Annotated in this window: 13 protein-coding genes; all 13 read right to left on the minus strand. The window is 69.2% G+C overall.

Annotated elements, in window-relative coordinates:
• Positions 1-261: 261 nt before the first annotated feature.
• Positions 262-945: a response regulator gene (locus tag DB354_RS13110; protein ID WP_107836095.1), complete on the minus strand. Its 684-nt coding sequence runs from the start codon at positions 943-945 to the stop codon at positions 262-264.
• Positions 942-3,602 carry a sensor histidine kinase KdpD gene (locus DB354_RS13115; protein WP_107836096.1) on the minus strand — a complete coding sequence of 887 codons (2,661 nt, stop codon included), beginning with the start codon at positions 3,600-3,602 and terminating at the stop codon, positions 942-944. Before DB354_RS13115 ends, DB354_RS13110 begins: the two co-directional genes overlap by 4 nt.
• A complete protein-coding gene (locus tag DB354_RS13120; RefSeq protein ID WP_107836097.1) occupies positions 3,599-4,147 on the minus strand; it encodes a potassium-transporting ATPase subunit C in 549 nt (182 codons plus the stop codon). The genes DB354_RS13115 and DB354_RS13120 overlap by 4 nt, the downstream gene beginning before the upstream one ends.
• An 18-nt stretch (positions 4,148-4,165) precedes the next feature.
• Entirely contained in the window at positions 4,166-4,333 is a 168-nt protein-coding gene (locus tag DB354_RS22345; protein WP_158277519.1) for a hypothetical protein, read from the minus strand.
• Positions 4,330-6,405 carry a potassium-transporting ATPase subunit KdpB gene (gene kdpB / locus DB354_RS13125; RefSeq protein WP_107836098.1) on the minus strand — a complete coding sequence of 692 codons (2,076 nt, stop codon included), beginning with the start codon at positions 6,403-6,405 and terminating at the stop codon, positions 4,330-4,332. The genes DB354_RS22345 and kdpB overlap by 4 nt, the downstream gene beginning before the upstream one ends.
• A gap of 32 nt (positions 6,406-6,437) precedes the next feature.
• Positions 6,438-8,123 (minus strand): potassium-transporting ATPase subunit KdpA, encoded by a 1,686-nt coding sequence (gene kdpA / locus DB354_RS13130; RefSeq protein WP_107836099.1) that lies wholly within the window; start codon positions 8,121-8,123, stop codon positions 6,438-6,440.
• 116 nt (positions 8,124-8,239) lie between these two features.
• Positions 8,240-8,647, minus strand: a complete 408-nt coding sequence (locus tag DB354_RS13135; RefSeq protein ID WP_107836555.1) for a RidA family protein — start codon at positions 8,645-8,647, stop codon at positions 8,240-8,242.
• A 111-nt stretch (positions 8,648-8,758) separates the two neighbouring features.
• Complete coding sequence (locus tag DB354_RS13140) at positions 8,759-9,826, minus strand: ATP-binding protein (RefSeq protein WP_107836100.1); 1,068 nt, start codon at positions 9,824-9,826, stop codon at positions 8,759-8,761.
• Positions 9,823-10,500, minus strand: coding sequence for a response regulator transcription factor (locus DB354_RS13145; protein WP_107836101.1), 678 nt, complete (start codon positions 10,498-10,500; stop codon positions 9,823-9,825). The genes DB354_RS13140 and DB354_RS13145 overlap by 4 nt, the downstream gene beginning before the upstream one ends.
• Before the next feature lie 48 nt (positions 10,501-10,548).
• Positions 10,549-12,927 carry a heavy metal translocating P-type ATPase gene (locus tag DB354_RS13150; RefSeq protein ID WP_158277520.1) on the minus strand — a complete coding sequence of 793 codons (2,379 nt, stop codon included), beginning with the start codon at positions 12,925-12,927 and terminating at the stop codon, positions 10,549-10,551.
• Between the two features lie 40 nt (positions 12,928-12,967).
• Positions 12,968-13,714 (minus strand): cytochrome b/b6 domain-containing protein, encoded by a 747-nt coding sequence (locus DB354_RS13155; protein ID WP_107836103.1) that lies wholly within the window; start codon positions 13,712-13,714, stop codon positions 12,968-12,970.
• A gap of 259 nt (positions 13,715-13,973) precedes the next feature.
• Positions 13,974-16,658, minus strand: coding sequence for a glycoside hydrolase family 3 C-terminal domain-containing protein (locus DB354_RS13160; protein ID WP_107836104.1), 2,685 nt, complete (start codon positions 16,656-16,658; stop codon positions 13,974-13,976).
• 124 nt (positions 16,659-16,782) lie between these two features.
• Positions 16,783-17,793, minus strand: coding sequence for a LacI family DNA-binding transcriptional regulator (locus DB354_RS13165; RefSeq protein ID WP_233256637.1), 1,011 nt, complete (start codon positions 17,791-17,793; stop codon positions 16,783-16,785).
• Between the last annotated feature and the right edge of the window lie 379 nt (positions 17,794-18,172).

An 18,172-nucleotide genomic window follows, 5' to 3' on the forward strand; every position in this document is an offset into this window, starting at 1 on the left:
GAACGCCAGGGGTGAAGGCGAAAGCGACCGAGCTCCGGTCGTCTCCCTGCGCGGATGCAGCGTGCCGTCGCCCATTGGCGGTGCGTTATTGGGGGAAGGTTGGAGGTGCGGACAGGATCCCATCGCCGCGAGGATGAGAACCTCAGGGCGATTGGGACAAACAAATGTTTCGTGCGCTTTGCGGTGGCACTTTGTGGCTGGAGTCCGCCTCGCCTCTCGGGCGCCCACGGGCCGTCGTGACAACGCGGCGCCGAACCAGCATCAGTCGACCACCAGCCGATAGCCGATGCCGGCGTCGGTGCGGAGGTGACGGGGCCGAGCGGGCTCGGGCTCGAGCTTTTGCCGGAGATGGTTCATGTGCACCCGGAGATAATGGGTGCTTTCCTCGGCGTTCGGACCCCAAAGCTCCCGGAGCAGTTGCCGGTGGGTGACGACCTTGCCCCGGTACTGCACGAGGAGGCGCAGCAGCGCATATTCCTTCACGGTCAGACGGACTTCGGCCCCCGCTTTGCGGACGACGCGGCTCGCCAGGTCGACCTCCACGTCGCCGAAGCTGACGATGGCCGGCTCCTGGGCCGGTGTTGTCCGGCGCATGATTGCCCGCAAACGGGCGAGGAGCTCGCGGGCGCTGAACGGTTTCGTGAGGTAGTCATCGGCGCCGACATCGAAAGCCGTGACCTTGTCGTCTTCCGCCTCCCGGACGGAGAGCACCAGGATGGGGACGTTGGTCCACTCGCGCAGGCGTTGGATGGCTTTGGTGCCATCGATATCGGGCAAGCCGAGGTCGACGATGATGGCGTCAGGAGGTTGCTGGGCGGCTTCCACCAGCCCCAGTTGCGCGGTCTCGGCCTCCCGCACCGTATAGCCGGCCGATTCCAGGGTGACGCGAAGGAGGCGGCGAATCTGCCGTTCATCGTCGATGACGAGGATGTTCGCGTGGTTCATTCGGACCCGCGACTCTGCGGCTCGCGATGCGGCAGGTAAATGGTGAACACGGCACCGCCGCCCGGGTTGTCTCCGGCGGACACCTCGCCGCCTTGGGCCACCACGAAACCGCGCACCAGCGACAATCCCAGCCCGAGGCCCCCGGCGCGGGCGGAGTCGCGGCGGGGAAACTTGTGAAAGAGGTGGGGCCGCAACGCCGGCGGCAGGCCGGGACCGCGGTCCGCGACCTTGAAGAAGACGCGCTGGCCTCCCTCTGCCAGGCCCGCCGTGATGTGCACTGGGGTGCCGTCGGGCGTGTGGCGGGCCGAGTTGAGCAGGAGGTTGCCCAGCGACTGCTCCATCAGGGCGAAGTCGGCGCGCACCGGCGGCAGTTCGGCGGATACCTCGACGTCGACGGGATGTCCGGTCAGCTCGTCATGGACGCTGTCGAGCGCGGCATTGATGATGTCCCGCGCATCGCACCAATCGAATCGCGGCCGCAGGGCGCCGCTCTCGAGCCGGGTTTGATCGAGGAGGTTTCGGACCACGCGATTGAGCCGCTGGGCGGCCCCCCGGGCCTCGCTGACGAGCGCGCGGCGGAGCTCGGCGGGAGCATCGGCCAGATTTTCGAGCGATCCGGTGATGACGGCGAGCGGCGTACGCAACTCGTGTGAGACGCTGTCGAGCAGCACGCGGTGGAGCTTTTCCGACTCCGCCAGCAGTTGCTCCCGTTCGCCGGCCTCGCGGAGCTGGTCCTGTTCGACGCTGAGGGCCAGTTGGCGGGCGAAGGCCTCGAGGAGGTCTCGTTGCGCGAGGGACAGGTCGGCTTCGCGGGGGACGACGATGCCGAACACGCCCAGGGCGTGGTCTTCGCGCACGAGCGGCAGATAGAAGCCGGTGACGGAGGGCAGCGTGTCGGTGAATCGCCCGGCGGATCGGCGGTGCTGTAGCACCCATTCGGCAACCCCGCGTTCCCGCTCGTCGAGGGCGAACGAACCCGCGAAATGGGGCTGGAGCATCTGTGGCGACGGGCCGAGCAGGAGCGCGGTCCGGGCGCCGAAGAGTTCATCCGCCTGTCGCAAGGCGGCAAAGACCGCCTCATCGAGGGTGCGGGCGGCCGCCAGCGCGCGCGTGAGTTGAAACAGCGCCACCGCCCGACCTTCCCGGCGGCGCTCGGCCGCGGCTTGGGCCCGAATCCGGGCCGTGAGTTGACCGGCCACAAGCGCGACGACGAAGTAGGTGCCAAAGAGCAGACCGTCCTCGACCTTGCCAATACGGAAGGTGAACCGGGGAGGAATGAAGAGGAAGTTCCAGGCCAGGGCGCTGAGCACGCCGGCGGCAAACACGGGGCCGCGTCCCGCTCGGATGCTCAGCAGGAGGGTCGCGAGCAGGTACACCAAACCGGTGGCGAGATAGTAGTCGCCCGGCAGGAGTGCGCCGCCGAGGGTGATGGCGGCGAGGACGGCGGCCACGAGCAGGTATTCGCCCGCGCTGCTGCGTACTTCGCGGTCGAAGCTCGTGAACCGGGCCGCCGGGGCGCGTTTCTCGGCCGGCACGACGTAGATGTCGATGTTGCCACCGAGACGCAGCAGACGATCGACCAGGGTGCCGCGCCAAAAGTCCCTCCACCGCCGCGTGCGCGGTTTTCCGATCACGATCTGCGTGGCGTTGTGCTGGATCGCGGTGCGGACCAGTGCGGACGGTATGTCCTGGTCCTGCGTCACGACCATCTCCGCCCCGAGCTCGCGGGCCAGGGCGAGATTCCGGTCCAGCAGCCTCTGCTCCGCCGGATCAAGCCAGGTGTTGGTCTCAACGTGGACCGCCACCCACGCGGCGCCCTGCGCAGCGGCCAGACGCCGTGTCCACCGGACGAGTTGCGTGGAGAAAGGGCTCGCGCCCACGGCTACGAGCAGGCGTTCGCCGCTGCGCCAGACCGTCTGCCGCCACCGGCCGGCCCGGAGTTCCCGCAGCTGGCGGTCGACGCGCTCCGCGGTGTAGCGCAACGCCAGCTCGCGCAGGGCGGCCAGGTGGGACTCTTGGAAAAAGCCCTGGGCGGCGGCGGTCGCACGCTCGCCGAGGTAGACTTTTCCTTCGCGCAGCCGTTCGAGCAGGCCCTCTGGCGTGAGGTCGACCAGCTCAAGTTCGTCGGCGCGGTCGAGGATCGAGTCAGGGACCGTTTCACGCTGGATTGCGCCGGTGATTTCGGCCACCGCGTCGGCGCGCGACTCCACGTGCTGGATGTTGAGCGTGGTCAGCACGTCGATGCCGGCGTCGAGCAACTCAACCACATCCTGCCACCGCTTCGCGTGGCGGGCACCGGGCGCGTTGGTGTGCGCCAGCTCGTCCACGACGACGAGTTTTGGCTCGCGCGTGCGCACCGCTTCCAGGTCCAGCTCCGCGAGGTGCGTGCCGCGATACTCGATCACGCGCCGCGGCAGGACTTCGAGACCGGCCAGGAGCGCCGCGGTCTCCGCCCGGTCATGGGTCTCGACCAGGCCGACGAGAACCTCCGTCCCGGCGGCCCGCTGCTGCTGCGCATCCCGCAGCATGGCGTGGGTCTTTCCCACCCCCGGACACATCCCGAGGAAGACCTTCAGGCGTCCACGCTTCGCCCGGGTCTCCCTGGCCTGCAAGGAGGCGAGCAGCGCATCGGCGGAAGGGCGGGCGGCGGAAGTCACGGGTTGGAAAACTCGGCGTCGAGGGCGAGGTTGAGACGGAGGACGTTGATTCGGGCCGGGCTCATTCTGCCGCCTTCTGTCTGGCGCGCAATCAGCGCTAGCAGTCTGGCCGTTTGGGCGGGGGGCAGCTGCCGCACGGTGGCGACCTGGCCGGCCTGGTAGCGAGCGGCGGCCGGCGAGATATGCGGGTCTAGTCCACTGCCGCTGGTCGTCAGGAGGTCGGGCGGGACGCCGGCGCCAAAGCGGGCCAGGCGATCCTCGGTCGCGCGCTGCAGTTTCGCGCTCGTCCAGGCCAGATTGCTGGCGCCGGACGGCCCGGTGGCAAAGTCGCCGGCGGACGGACGCGGCTGAAAATAGCGCGGGCTGGTGGTGGGTTGCGCGAGCAGCGTCGAGCCCACGAGGCGACCCTGGCGGTACACGAGGGAGCCTTCGGCGGCCGACGCGAAGCAAGTGTGGCCGACCGCCCAGACGGCGAGCGGGTAGAGAAATCCGGTGAGAAGGGTGAGCGCGACGAGCAGTCGGGCTGCGGACAGGGTGGTTTTCATGGCGCGAAGAGAGCGTCCTCAACGAGGAGCGGCGGCCGGCGACGAGTGCCGCGGGGGCCCGGAGGCATGACGCGTGAAATCGACGGCGAAGAGCGTGACGGCGAGGAGCAGAAGCACGCCCAGCACCAGGGCGATGCGCCGTTGCTCGGGAGAGGTCAGGGGGCGGCGGACGTGAGCGGGAATCATGCGAGTCGGGTGGCTACGAGGATCAGGTCGATGAGCTTGATCCCAAGGAAGGGCGCCAGGATTCCGCCCAAGCCGTAACGGATGAGATTTCGGCGCAGGAGGCTTGCCGCCGGGAGCGGACGGTACGCGACGCCGCGCAGGGCGAGCGGCACGAGAGCCACGAGAATGAGGGCGTTGAAGATGACGGCGCTGAGAATGGCGCTTTGCGGGGAGTGGAGGGCCATGAGGTTGAGCGCGGCCAACGGACCGGGCGCGCCGTCGGAGGCCGCATAGAGCGTCACGACCATTGCGGGGAGGATCGCGAAGTACTTGGCGACGTCGTTTGCGACCGAGAACGTGGTGAGCGCGCCCCGGGTGGTGAGGAGCTGTTTCCCGATGGTCACGATTTCGATGAGCTTCGTCGGATTCGAATCCAGATCGACCATGTTGCCGGCCTCTCGGGCGGCCTGCGTGCCGGTGTTCATGGCCACGCCAACGTCGGCCTGCGCGAGGGCGGGGGCGTCGTTGGTGCCATCGCCGGTCATGGCGACGAGCCGGCCGCCCGCCTGTTCCTGCCGGATGCGGGCGAGCTTCATTTCCGGTGTCGCCGACGCGAGGAAGTCGTCGACGCCCGCCTCGGCGGCGATGGCCGCCGCGGTGAGCGGGTTGTCGCCCGTGATCATGACGGTGCGGATGCCCATGCGGCGGAGCTCGGCGAACCGCTCCTTGATGCCACCCTTGACGACATCTTTCAGGTGGATGACGCCGAGCACATCGGTGTCCTCGGCAACAACCAGGGGCGTGCCGCCGTTGGCGGCGATTTGTTCGACGGTGCGGCTGACCCCGACCGGCCACACACCGCCTCGGGCCGCCACCCAGGAGTGCACGCTGTCGGCGGCACCCTTCCGAATCGAGTGTCCGTGCAGGTCAACGCCGCTCATGCGGGTTTGGGCGGCGAACGGCACGAAGCGCGCATGCGGCGTGCTGACCTCGCGTTCCCGCAGTCCGAACTGCTGTTTGGCGAGGACGACGATGCTCCGGCCCTCGGGTGTCTCGTCGGCTAGCGAGGCCAGCTGTGCGGCGGCGGCGAGTCGTTCGACGGCCACGCCGGGGGCGGCGATGAAGGCGGCCGCCTGGCGGTTGCCGAGCGTGATCGTGCCGGTCTTGTCGAGGAGCAGCACATCGATGTCGCCCGCGGCTTCAACGGCGCGGCCGGAGGTGGCGATGACGTTACGCCGGGTCAGCCGGTCGATGCCGCTGATGCCGATCGCGCTCAACAGGCCGCCGATCGTTGTCGGGATGAGGCAGACGAAGAGCGCGACGAGGACGGGGATGGAGGTGTCGATTGCGCCGGCCTGGCCTGCCAGCCGCTCGCTGTAGCGGGCGAAGAACGGCAGCGAGACGACGACGCCCAGGAAGACCGCCGTGAGCGCGACCAGCAGGATGCCCAACGCGATCTCGTTGGGGGTGCGCTGGCGCGACGCGCCTTCGATGAGCCCGATCATCCGGTCGAGAAAACCGCCGCCGGGCGCCGCGGTGACGCGGACGAGCAGGCGATCGCTGAGCACGCGGGTGCCGCCCGTGACGGCGCTGCGGTCGCCGCCGCTCTCGCGCACGACCGGCGCGGATTCGCCGGTGATCGCGGATTCGTCGACACTCGCGATGCCCTCCACGACCTCCCCATCCGCCGGGATCACGTCGTGTGCTTCGCAGACGACGAGATCGCCAAGGCGCAGGTCGGCGGCGGCGATCCGTTCTTCGCGACCCTCGTGCAACCGGCGGGCGAACACCTGGGCGCGGGCGCGCTTCAGTGCGTCGGCCTGGGCCTTGCCGCGACCCTCCGCGAGCGCTTCGGCAAAGGTGGCGAACAGGACGGTGAACCAGAGCCAGACCGTGATTTGGATCGTGAATCCAGTGAGCGTGCCGGCAAAGAGGTCCCAGGCCGCGACGCCGGTGACGAGTGCGGCGCCCAGGGCGGTCGCGAGTATGACCGGGTTGCGTTGGAGATCGCGCGGATCGAGTTTCCGAAACGCGTCGCAGGCGGCGCGACGAAGGAGAGTGGAATCGCAGGTGAAGCCTGCAGCGGTTTTCATGGGAGGGAAACGAGTCGCGGTCGTTGGGCCCGCTAGAACATTCGCCCGGCAAGCAGCAGGAGGTGTTCGAGCACTGGCCCCAGGACCAAGGCGGGGAAGTAGATGAGCGCGACCTCGATCAGGATGGTGCCGGTCAGCAGGACGGCGAACGTGGCGCCGTCGGTCGGAAAGGTGCCGCTGGTGGGTGGCACGCTTCGCTTTCCGGCGAGGTGGCCGGCGAGGGCGAGGATGGGAAGGATAACGCCGAAACGGCCGAGCAGCATCGCCAGGGATCCGCCCCAGGTGAAGAGCGTGCCGGTGGCGGTCAGGCTCCCGAAGGCGGAACCGTTGTTGTTGGCCATCGAACCCCAGGCGTAGAGGATCTCCGTCAGGGCGTGAGGGCCCGCCGCTCCCGCCGCCGCGCGGCCCGCCTCGGTGGCGAACGAGACGGCGCAACCGAGCAGAACGACCCCGCAGGGGAGAAGAGTGGCGAGTACCGCCATCCGCACTTCGAAGGCCTCGATCTTCTTGCCCAGGTATTCCGGCGTTCGGCCGACCATCAGTCCGGCGAGAAAGACGCCCAGGATCGCGATCATCACCATGCCGTAGAGCCCCGAGCCGACGCCGCCGAAGATGATCTCGCCGAGCAGCATGTTGGCGAGCGCGAGCCCGCCCGCAAGGGGCGAGAGCGAGGCGTGCATGGCGTTGACGGAGCCGTTGGACGCGGCCGTGGTGGCGTTCGCCCACAGGATCGACGGCGTGACGCCGAAGCGCAGTTCCTTGCCTTCCAGCGCACACCTCGCGGCGCCCGGCGCGTTGTACTCACTCCAGAGCGACAGGCCAACGGCGCCGACGAAGAAGAGGAGCATCACGGCAAAGAGCACGGCCGCATGGCGGCGCGCGCCGGTGAGCACGCCATACGCATGGACGCACGCGGCGGGCAGGAGCAGCAGCGCGAGCATCTCGATGAAATTGCTCAGGGGCGTGGGGTTTTCGAAGGGATGCGCCGAGTTGAGGCCAAAGAACCCGCCGCCGTTGGTCCCCAGTTGCTTGATCGCGATCTGTGATGCCGCCGGACCGAGTGGGATGACCTGTTCCGTTCCGGCCAGTGTGGTGGCGATGGGGTAGGGGGCGAAGGACTGCACCACGCCCTGGGAAACGAGGACGACTGCCAGCATGAACGAGAGCGGCAGTAGAAGGTAAAGCGTCGAGCGGACGAGATCGGCCCAGAAGTTGCCGATGCCGCCGACCGGCCGGCGGCTGAAGCTGCGGGCAAGCGCCGCCATCACCGCGAGCCCCGTCGCCGCACTGAGAAAGTTCTGCACCCCGAGCCCGGCCATTTGTGTGAGGTATCCAAGCGACGCCTCGCCGGAGTAGGCCTGCCAGTTCGTGTTCGTGAGGAATGACACCGCGGTGTTCACCGCGACACCGAACGGCACGGCTCCGAAATGCTGCGGATTGAGCGGCAGATGGCCCTGCAGGAGCTGCAGCACGAGCACGATCACGCCGCCCAGTAGGTTGAAGCTCAGGAGGGCGAGTGCGTACCGCGGCCAGGTCATCTCGGCCCCCGCGTCTACACCGGCGGTGCGATAGAGGACCCGTTCGACCGGAGTGAGCCACCGGAGCCATGCCGGAGGGTCGCCCCGCAAGACCGCAGCGGTCCACCGGCCCAGCACCGGGGTGGCAACGAGGAGGATGGCGACAAAGGCGGCGAGGTACGTGCAGTCGGACGCGCTCATGCGGGTCCATCGTATCGCGAGTCCCGTCGACGCCCTAATTAAGGGCGACCCCGAAGCCGTTAAGATTTCATCAAGCGGCTTCTGACGACCACCTGGAGTTCACGGGCCGCTCTGGCTCACGCCGGCAACCGGACCACCATCTCGACCTCCAACTGGAGCTCGGGGGAGGCGAGGGCGGTAACGCCGACGCCGGTGAGGCTCGGCAGGGCGCCGTCAAAGAGCGTGTGCAGGTGCGGCCACAGTTGCTCCACGCGCTCGGGCGTCAGGTTCACGAGATAGACGCGGACCATCGCGAGGTCCTTGGGCGTGGCTCCGATCGCCGCGAGCGCGGCGCGGGCGTTTACGACGACGATCTCGGCCTGGCCCGGCAGCGTGTCAGGCACGGCACCGCCATCACGGCGCCACGCGACCTGGCCGGAGATGAACGCAAGCCGTCCCGGCTCCACGATCGAGATCTGCGAATAGCCCGCCGCGCTGGCGTCGGGGAGGGTGGGTGGATTCAGGCGCGTGAGGGCGGGTGGCATGGCGGAACGGAAGAGAGGGCGGGAGCTTTCGCCCAGAAACGCCGCAAACACAAACGGGCGGGCCAGTTGGCGCGCGGAAGCCGTCATCGCGCGGCGCAGAGAACGCGTGCGTCAGCGCTTTGCCGGAGCGGAGTCGGCGGACGCGGGCGGGGCGGCCACACCTTCCCATTTCAGTTCCGAGGTGAACGTCTCGCCGTCCGGGCGCGTCTCGATCCCGCAGCCCAGCACGTGGACCAGCGCGCGCACGATGCGCAGGCCCAGGCCGTGGCGGCCGGTGGCGGGTGCGGCGCGGTTGATCGCGTTTTCAATGCGGCAGGAGGCGCCGGTCGAGGAGCGCGCAAGCCTGATGCTGATTGGCCCGCTGCCGTGCTTCACGGCGTTCGTCAGGAGATTGTGGAGCACCTGTTTCAGGTAGCGTCGGTCGGCCACCACGGCGAAGTCGTCGACGACCTCGAGCGTCACCGAGCGGCCCCCCTCCGCGGCCCAGAGCTGGTACACCTCGAGCATTTCCTCGAGCAGCGGCCGCACCTGCACCTCTTCGGTCTTGAGCACCAGCCGCCCCTGCTCGGCGGTGGCGAGCAGCAGGCACTGGTCGACGTAGTCCGCGAGTCGCGCGAGTTCCTCCTGCAACGCCTCGGCCGTCTCCGGGCGGATCTCGCTGCTGGCGTCCTCGACCTTCAGCCGGAGCAGCGTCAGGGGGGTGCGCAGCTCATGGGCGACGTTGGCGGAGTACTCGGTGAGCTGGGCGAACGATGCCTCGAGCCGCGCGAGCAGGCTGTTGATGTTGGTCTCGATGCCGATGAACTCCCGGTCGGCGCCCGCGAGCTTCACCCGCCGCTTGAGATTGTGCGCCTGGATGTCGGCGAGCTGGCGGTTCAACTGCGTGATCGGTGCCAGCGAGCGGCGCGCGAGGAGATAGCCAATGCCGAGCGCCGCGAGCGCGACCGGGGCCGCGTAGATCAGCGCCAGGCGCCAGAGCTCGCCGGCGATGTCCTCCACCTCCGACTCGGAGTAGCTCCCGTGCAGCGTCCAGTCGGGGTGGTCGGGATGCGTCCGTTCCCAACGTTCGTAGCGCAGTTCGTGGCGCAGGTGCGCGTAGGTGACGAAGGTGAAGACCGCCACCACGACGACGATCGAGAGCGCGAACCAGGCTGCGATCCGCCAGCGCAGCGACTTCATGACGCGGGATCCTTCAAGGCGTACCCCACGCCGCGCACGGTCTGGATCAACGGCGTCAGGCCGGGCCGGTCCACTTTGGCGCGCAGGTAGTTCACGTACACGTTGACCACGTTCGTGCCGGAATCGAAGTGCTGGTCCCACACGTGCTCCACGATCGCAGTTTTGCTGACCGGGCGCGGAGAGGCCATCATGAGCAGCTCGAGGAGCGCAAATTCCCGGTTGGTGAGCGCGATCGTCTGCCCGCCGCGCTGGGCCGTCCGGGCCAGCAGGTCCAGCTCCAGGTCGGCGACGCGCAGCCGATCAACCGGCTCGGTGCGCTGGCGGCGCAGGAGCGCGCGGAGGCGGGCGAGCAGTTCGACCATCGAGAAGGGCTTCGCGAGGTAGTCGTCCGCCCCGGCATCGAGCCCGCGGACACGGTCCTGCAGCTCGTGGCGCGCGGTAAGGAAGATGGCCGGCGTGAGGATGCCCTGGCGCCGGATCTGGCGGATCGTGGTGAGGCCGTCCTGCACCGGCATCATCACGTCGAGGACCATCGCGTCGTACTGATGGTTTTCGGCCAGCCACACCGCCTCGGCGCCGTCGTGCGCGACGTCGACGGCGTAGCCGGCCTCCGCGATTCCGCGGCGGATATGCTCGGCTACTTTTGCGTCATCCTCGGCAACCAAAACACGCATCGCGGGGAGCAAAGGCGAACGGCGCCGCCATGGCCAGTCTCCACCGGGTCAGGCGTGGGCGGCCACGTCGCGGACCAGGAGCAGGCGCAGACCGTTGAGGCACACCAGGACGGTGCTGCCCTCGTGGGCGACGACGCCGAGCGGCATGGGCACATGCGCCGCGAGGGTCGCGGTGACCATCACGAGGATGACGCCGAACGCGAAGGTCAGATTCTGGATGACGACGCGCCGGGCGCGGCGGCTGACATCGAGCGCGAGCGCGATGTTGTGCAGGTTGTCGCTCATCAGCACGACGTCGGCGGTTTCCATCGCCACGTCGGTGCCGGCCGCGCCCATCGCGATGCCGATCTGGGCGGCCGCGAGCGCCGGGGCATCATTGATGCCGTCGCCCACCATGGCGACGGGGCCGATGTTCTGGAGCTCCCGGACTACGCGCACCTTCTCCTCGGGCAGGAGCTGGGCGTGGACCTCGTCCACGCCGGCCTCGCGGGCGATCGCGTGGGCGACGCGCTTGTGATCGCCCGTCAGCATCACGACGCGTTTCACGCCGAGCTGCTTGAGGCGCTTGATCACCGCGGGGGCGTCGGGCCGCAGCACGTCGGCGACAGCGAGCACGCCGAGCACCTGGGCGGAACCGCCCTGGGCGTCGAGCTCCCCGACGACCACGCAGGTCTTCCCCTGGTCCTGCAGTTCGCCGGCGTGGGCGAGCGCCGCCTCGAGTCCCTGGCTCTGGCGCTCCTCGAAGAATCCCGGGCTGCCGATGGCGATGCGGCGGCCGCGTACCACGGCCGACGCGCCCTTGCCCGAGACCGACTGGAAGCCGGAGGCGTCGAGCGCGGGGATGCGGCGTTCCTCGGCCGCGGCGACGATGGCGCGCGCGAGCGGGTGTTCGGACTTCGCCTCGACGGCCGCGGCCAGCTGCAGGAGGTCGATCGCTTCGGGATTCGTGCAGGAGGAAAACTCGCAGCGCGTGTTGCCGGTGACGATGTGCGTCACGCGCGGTTTGCCCCGGGTGAGCGTGCCCGTCTTGTCGAAGGCGACGACTGAGATGCCGGCCATCCGCTCGAGGTGGGCGCCGCCCTTGAACAAGACGCCGCGGCGCGCGGCGCCGCCAATCGCGGAGAGGATCGAGGCCGGGGTGCTGATGATGAGCGCGCACGGGGAGGCGACCACCATGACGGTCATCGCCCGGTAGAACGTGGCGTGGAACGCGTGTCCGAGGAAGAAGTACGGGACCACGATCAGCGCGAACGTGAAGGCCAGGACGCCGATGGCGTAGTACTGCTCGGCGCGATCGAGGAACCGCTGGGTCTGGGCCTTCTCGCTCTGGGCCTCCTCGACCATCTTGATGAGCTTCGCGATGGTGGAGTCCTTCGCGAGCTTGGTGACCTTGATCTCGAGCCCGCCCGTCTGGTTGATCGTGCCCGCGAAGACCGGCATCCCGGCCGATTTCGAGACCGGCAGCGATTCGCCGGTGAGCATCGATTCGTCGATCGTGCTCGTGCCTTCGACCACGGTGCTGTCCAGCGCGATGCTCTCGCCGGGCCGGACGATGAGGATGTCGCCGACCACGAGCTCCTCCACGGGCAGCAGCTTCGTCTCGTTGCCGCGCCGGCAGAGCGACTGCGTGGGGCGGAGTTTCATCAGCGAGTTGATGGCGCGGCGCGTGCGATCGATGGCGTAGGCCTGGAGGACGTTGGAGAGCGAGAAGAGGAAGAGGAGCATCGCGCCCTCGAACGGCGCGCCCACGAAGGCGGCGCCGAGCGCGGCGAGGACCATCAGCAGGTCGACGTCGATCGTACGCTCCTTCAGCGACTGCCAGCCCGCCTGCACGCCGAAGAAGCCGCCGGCGAGGTACGCGAGCACGTACGTGGTCCAGCTGGCGGCCGTGAGCCCGGCGCGTCCCAGGACCCAGCCGGTGATCATCAGGACGAACGTGGCGACGGTGCAGGTGATCTCCAGGCGGTCGCCCTGGAGCCAACTGCGCCAGCCGGACGCCGGCGCGGCGTCGGTCGGCGGCTCGTACTTGGACACCGGCGCGCCGGTGGCGCGGACGCGGTCCTCCAGTTCGCTCTCCGAAAGGACGGCTTCGTTGTAGTTGATCGTCATCACGCCGCCGATGAAGGTCGCGGCTGCCCGGCGCACGCCCTCGATCTTCTCGGCCTTGCGTTCGAGCCGGATGGCGCAGCCCTCGCAGGCGCGGCCTTCCAGGCGCAGGGTGCACTTGACGAACTGGTCGTCGGCCATCGGCGCGACGCGTTCGATCAGGCGGCCGACCTCGGCCTCGCTCGCCGCGTGCGGCAGGTAATCGACCTGGATGCGGCGCGGTTCGGCCTGGATCGTCAGGCCGACGACGCCGGGCTGCGTCTTGAGCGTTTCGTGCAGTGTGTCGTCACACTCGCGGGGCGGTTGGCCGGAGGGCTTCATGGATTGGATCAAAAGGGGCGACGTGCGACTGCGGGGCGGCTCAGTCATCGTCGTGGTCGTGCCGGCGCCGCGATTCACGTTCGCGTCCCGAGTGGTTTTCCGCGCCCTCGTTCTCGCCGAGCCGCAGCGTGGCGCCCATGAGCGGGACGCGCACGGTGCCCGCGTTCGCGTCGTAGCCGCGGAACAACGCGCCGGTCCAGGTGCCGATGGCGATCAACACGACCGCGCCCCAGACACGATGCGACGAGGCCAGCGCGGGCGAGGCCGGGCCGGATTTGCGGCCGGTGATCATGGCAAGCGCGATGGGATCGCGGCGCGTGACCCAATGGACCGCGAGCCCCAGGAGGTGCGCGCCGATCACGCCGAGCAGCAGGTACGCGGCAACCTCGTGCACCTCCTCGAACGCCTCACCGCCCCAGAGGCCGGAGGCGACGACGACGGGCACGAGGACAAACATGGCGACCGCCGCGAGCGCCGATCCGGGATTGTTGCCTGCGAAATCCCGGCGTTCGGCGGCGCGGGTGATGATGGCGCGGAAATACTCGATCACGACGCGCGGCTGGAGCGGGAAAGAGGCGAAGCGGGCGGACTTGGAGCCGACGAGCCCCAGGACGATGCGGACGCCGAGGACAAAGACGGCGGCCAGGCCGAGAAGCATGTGCAGGCGGAAGAGGGGACTGTCGTCGTCGACGCCGAGCGCGACCGCGAAGCTGCCGGTCAGCGACAACGCGAAGGCCCAGTGGCAGACCCGTGTGGGCAGGTCCCAGAGGAGCGGTTTTGAGTTCATGGGTTCGGTGGGAGGCCGAAACCCTAGCCCACCGAACCTTAGGAAATGCGTGCTCCTGGATTAGAAACTTCTAATCCATGCCCCGCCCCGATTCCGGGCAGAAGCCCAGGACGCCGAGGGGACGAGGGCTGCAATTATTACTGCCCCATCCGCAACGAGTAGCGGGATAATGTCCAGATACTCCCGAATAATGTCCAGATACTCGGGAATAATGTCCGGATACTCGTGAGGCGTGGATTCGCCGTGCTCCCGCGGCTCGCTACGGCGCGATCGTCAGCCGGGCCGTCGTAAGCGGCCGATCGGAGGCGGGACCGGCGAAGAACTCGTAGATACCGGGATCGACGACGTAGCGGCCGCCCGCTTCGTCCCAGCGGCGGAGCCGTGAGCAGGGCAGGTCGAGCACGACCTCGGCGGCGCCGCCGGCTTTCACCGGCACGCGCTGGAACGCCACCAAGTGACGCAGCGGCGCGCCTTCCATCCGCGGCCGCGACGTGACGTACAGTTGCACGACTTCCTCGCCATCCCGGCGTCCGGTGTTGCGCACCGGCACGGTGATGCGAACCGTTTCGTCCGCCCGCGCCTTGGGCGAGGGGAGCGCCAGCTGACCGTAGGCGAACGTGGTGTAGCTGAGCCCGTGGCCGAAAGCGAAGAGCGGCGTGCCCGTGAAATAGCGATACGTGCGGCCGGCCATCGCGTAGTTTTCAAAAGGCGGGAGGTCGGCGTCGGCGCGGTAGAAGGTGACCGGGAGCCGGCCGGCTGGGTTGAGATCGCCGAGGAGGAGTTCTGCCAGCGCGTCGCCGCCGCGCTGGCCGTAGTACCAGGCCTCGACGACAGCGTTCGGCTTTACCACGTCGAAACTGAGCGCGCTGCCGTTGCACAGGACGACGGTGAACGGTTTGCCGAGCGCGGCGACGCGGTCGAGGAGGTCGCGCTGCGATTGCGGGAGCAGCATGCTGGTCCGGTCGCCGCCAACGAAGCCGTCCACTTTCACGCTCATCGCCTCGCCCTCGAGGGCCGGGGTGATGCCGAGCGTCAGGAGAATGTGATCGGCGGTGCGCGCCTGCGCGAGGGCGGCGTCGAGCCCGCCCGGCGGGCGCCAGCCGAACTGGATGCGGCCAACGGCCGACCCGGGACGTTGCGTGTATTCGAGCCGGATGCGATAGGCGCGTCGCTGTTCGAGCATCAGTTTTGCGGTGCTGACGCGCTCGACCGCGGCATTGTGGACGGAGTTGCCGTGCGTCGGGTTGCCGGCGACGGGCTGGTCGTCGACGAACAGCTGCGCCGCGCCGATATAGGTGATCGCGAGCTCATGCTCGCCGCTGACACGCGGGACGAGCACGCCGGTCCAGCGGAGCGCGACGTTTTCGAGGGGAAGCCCAGGCACGGGCTGCGCGGGATTCCAGTAGAAGTCGATCTGCGCGTCGTGCCGCACATCGGTCGGCGCGCCGGAGAAATCCGCCGGCGTGAAAAGCTCGCGCTTCAGACCGACACTCGCACGCGAGGCGTCGCCGAAGATCACGCCGTCGCTGAAGGGCCGGCCGCCCTCGCGGAACCCCGCGACGAGGGGCACGGCCGGGTCGTAGGTCACCGCAATGCCGCGGGCGCCGAGTTGGCGCTGGAGCGCCTGGACGAGCGTGGTGGGGCGGGCCGGCGTGCCGGCGTAGTTGCCGAGCATGCACAGGTGGTCGTCCCCGGTCGGACCGAGGATGGCCACGCGCTTCACCTTCGCGGGATCGAGCGGCAGCGCGCCGTCATTCTTCAGTAGCACGAGGCTCTGGCGCGCGGCTTCGAGGGCGAGTTGGTCATGCTCCGGTGCGTCGACGGCGGACTCGGGCGTCTTCGCCCAAGGCACGCGGTCAGCGGAGTCGAACATCCCGAGCCGGAAGCGCAGGGTGAAGAGGTGCCGCAGGGCGCGGTCGAGGTCCGCCTCCTGCACCAGCCCGCGCTCGAGTGCCGCGGGGAGGGCGTGATAGGTGCCGTCGCTGCAGAGGTCGTTGCCGGCCTTGAGCGCGGCCGCGATGGCGTCGGGGGCGTCGGGGGCGAAGTGGTGGCCGCGTTCGTTGTGGAGATCGGACACGTTGCCAACGTCGCCGACGATGGCGCCGGTGAAACCCCATTCGCGGGCGAGCACCGATTGCAGGAGGAACGCGTTGGCCGGGGCGGGCGTGCCGTTGATCGCGTTGTAGGCGCTCATTACGGACGTCGCGCCGCCCTCGCGCACGCCGAGCTCGAAGGCGGGCAGGTAGGTCTCGCGCAGGTCGCGGGCGGAGACGGTGGCGTTGAACTGATGGCGGGAGAGTTCGGGTCCGCTGTGGACGGCGAAATGCTTCAGCGTGGCGACGGTGTGCAGGTAGCGCGGGTCGTTGCCCTGCAGGCCGCGCACGAACGCGACGCCGAGCAGGCCGCTGAGCAGCGGATCCTCGCCGTACGTCTCCTGACCGCGGCCCCAGCGCGGATCGCGAAAGATGTTAATGTTCGGCGACCAGATCGTGATGCCCTGGTAGATCTCGGTGCCGCCCTTGCGCCGCAGCGCGGCATGGTACTTGGCGCGGGCCTCGGTCGCGACGACCTCGGCGATGCGCTTGTGGAGGGTCGGGTTCCAGGTCGCGGCGAGTCCGATAGCCTGCGGGAAGACCGTCGCGACGCCGTTGCGCGCGAGCCCGTGCAACCCCTCGTTCCACCAGTGGTAGGCCGGGACCCCAAGTCGCGGAATGGGCGCGCTACCCATGCCGAGCTGGGAGATCTTTTCATCGCGGGTGAGGCGGCCGACGAGGTCGTCGACACGTTGCTCGAGCGGCAGGTCGGGATTGCGGAAGGGCAGGCTCGGACCCGGGCCGGGAGCGGTTGCGGCGGCGGACGCCGCGGTGGCCGCGCTGGTCGGCAGCGCCAGGGCCAGGGCGAGGGGAAGCAGGAGCGAGGCAGGGAGGAGACGGGGGGCGGTCACGATGAGGTAAGGGATCGCCGCGCCGGGGCGGGCGGCAAGGGAGGGGGATGGTGCATGCGAAAGGCGCGTGCGGCGACGGGCGCGTCATGCGCATCGTGGCCGCCCTTGCCGGCGGCCGCTGGCGTCACCGGCGCCCGGGCAGCGTGTTCCCCTCGCGCCAGGAGCCGGTGAGAATCACCTCGTGCGGATCGGCGGGCACGCCCGTCTCGTTGTGGTACAGGAGGCCCACGAGGGTCTCGATCGCGAGCGCGCCGATCTTCGCCGGATCGTAGTACACGCCGGCGGCGCCGTGGCCGGGGTTGTCCTGCAGCTCGACCAGCCCGACCTCGCGCGGGACATCGACGCGGAGCGCGCGCAGCCAGCCGAGCACGGGGCGGGCGTGCGTGACGAGCAGGGCGTCCGGCCGCTCCCGGCGAAACCACGCGCCGAACTCGGCTTCGCTGCTCGGCGTGCCGGGGCACACGGCGACCGGTTCCAGGGCCGGCGCGCTGTGCTGGTATTGCAGATACGCGCCGAGCCAGCGGGCGCCCACCCGCGGACTGTCGTTGGCCTCGGTGAAGACAAAGCCGATCCGCCGGTAGCCTTTGGCCACGCAGCGGTCCAGCGCCTGCACCACGGTGTCGAAATGGTTTTCCGTCACCGCGTGAAACCGCGGGCTGCGCAGCGTGAGCCCGAGCGCGACGACCGAGAACGGGTCCCACGGGAGCTCGAGTTCGTGCAGCCCCGGCGGCATCCGGCCGATGAGTACACCGTGGACGTTTCGCGCGAGGAGAATGTCCCGGAACCGGCGCGGGGACATGCCCGGCTCGGCCAGCCAGAAATGCTCGAGGTTGTAGCCCAGTTCGAGGGCGCGCTGCACGGCGCCGGGAAAGAAGTCCGGCCGGTCGTGGTGCGGCGGGCGCCACCCGAACGGCGTCGCATGGCAGGTGACAAACGCGATCGTCTCGTGCCGCAGGGTCCGGCGCGTGCGCCGGTTGCGCATCAAGGCGGCGACGAGCGGATTGGTGCGGTACCCCAGCAGCCGGGCCGCCTCCTGCACCTTGCGCCGCGTGGCGGCGGAGATCCGGGGGCTGTCGCGCAGCGCCAGCGCCACCGTGGAACGGTGCACGCCCACGCGCACGGCGACGTCTTGCATCGTGGCCGAGGGGGTCATGCGGCAGCGTACCATTTCGGTCCGACGCGTGGGGATCATCAGAACTGATGAGGGCGGGCGTGGCGGCGGCGGCTTGGTGCGGGCCGCGGCGGCGCCAAGCCTTTCAGCAAATCCGGGTTGCGCGGGTTTCATCCCGGTGCGCCCGGCGGGCCGCCGCGGCGCGGAGTTCAACGATGCGAACGGCCGGCCCGTTGGCAGGTGCCGCGCTCCGACCGCAACTGTCGCCGTCAAGCCGACTTTCCCCGTCGCCAGCACGCGAACCCCCGCGTCCGCGTTGCCCCGCCTCAGGCGAGTCCCTTGCCGAACCCCGATTCCGATCCGCCCCAATGCTGTCACCGGCACGCCCCTGTGCCGGTGGTGC

This window comes from Opitutus sp. ER46 (assembly GCF_003054705.1).
GTDB lineage: Bacteria > Verrucomicrobiota > Verrucomicrobiia > Opitutales > Opitutaceae > ER46.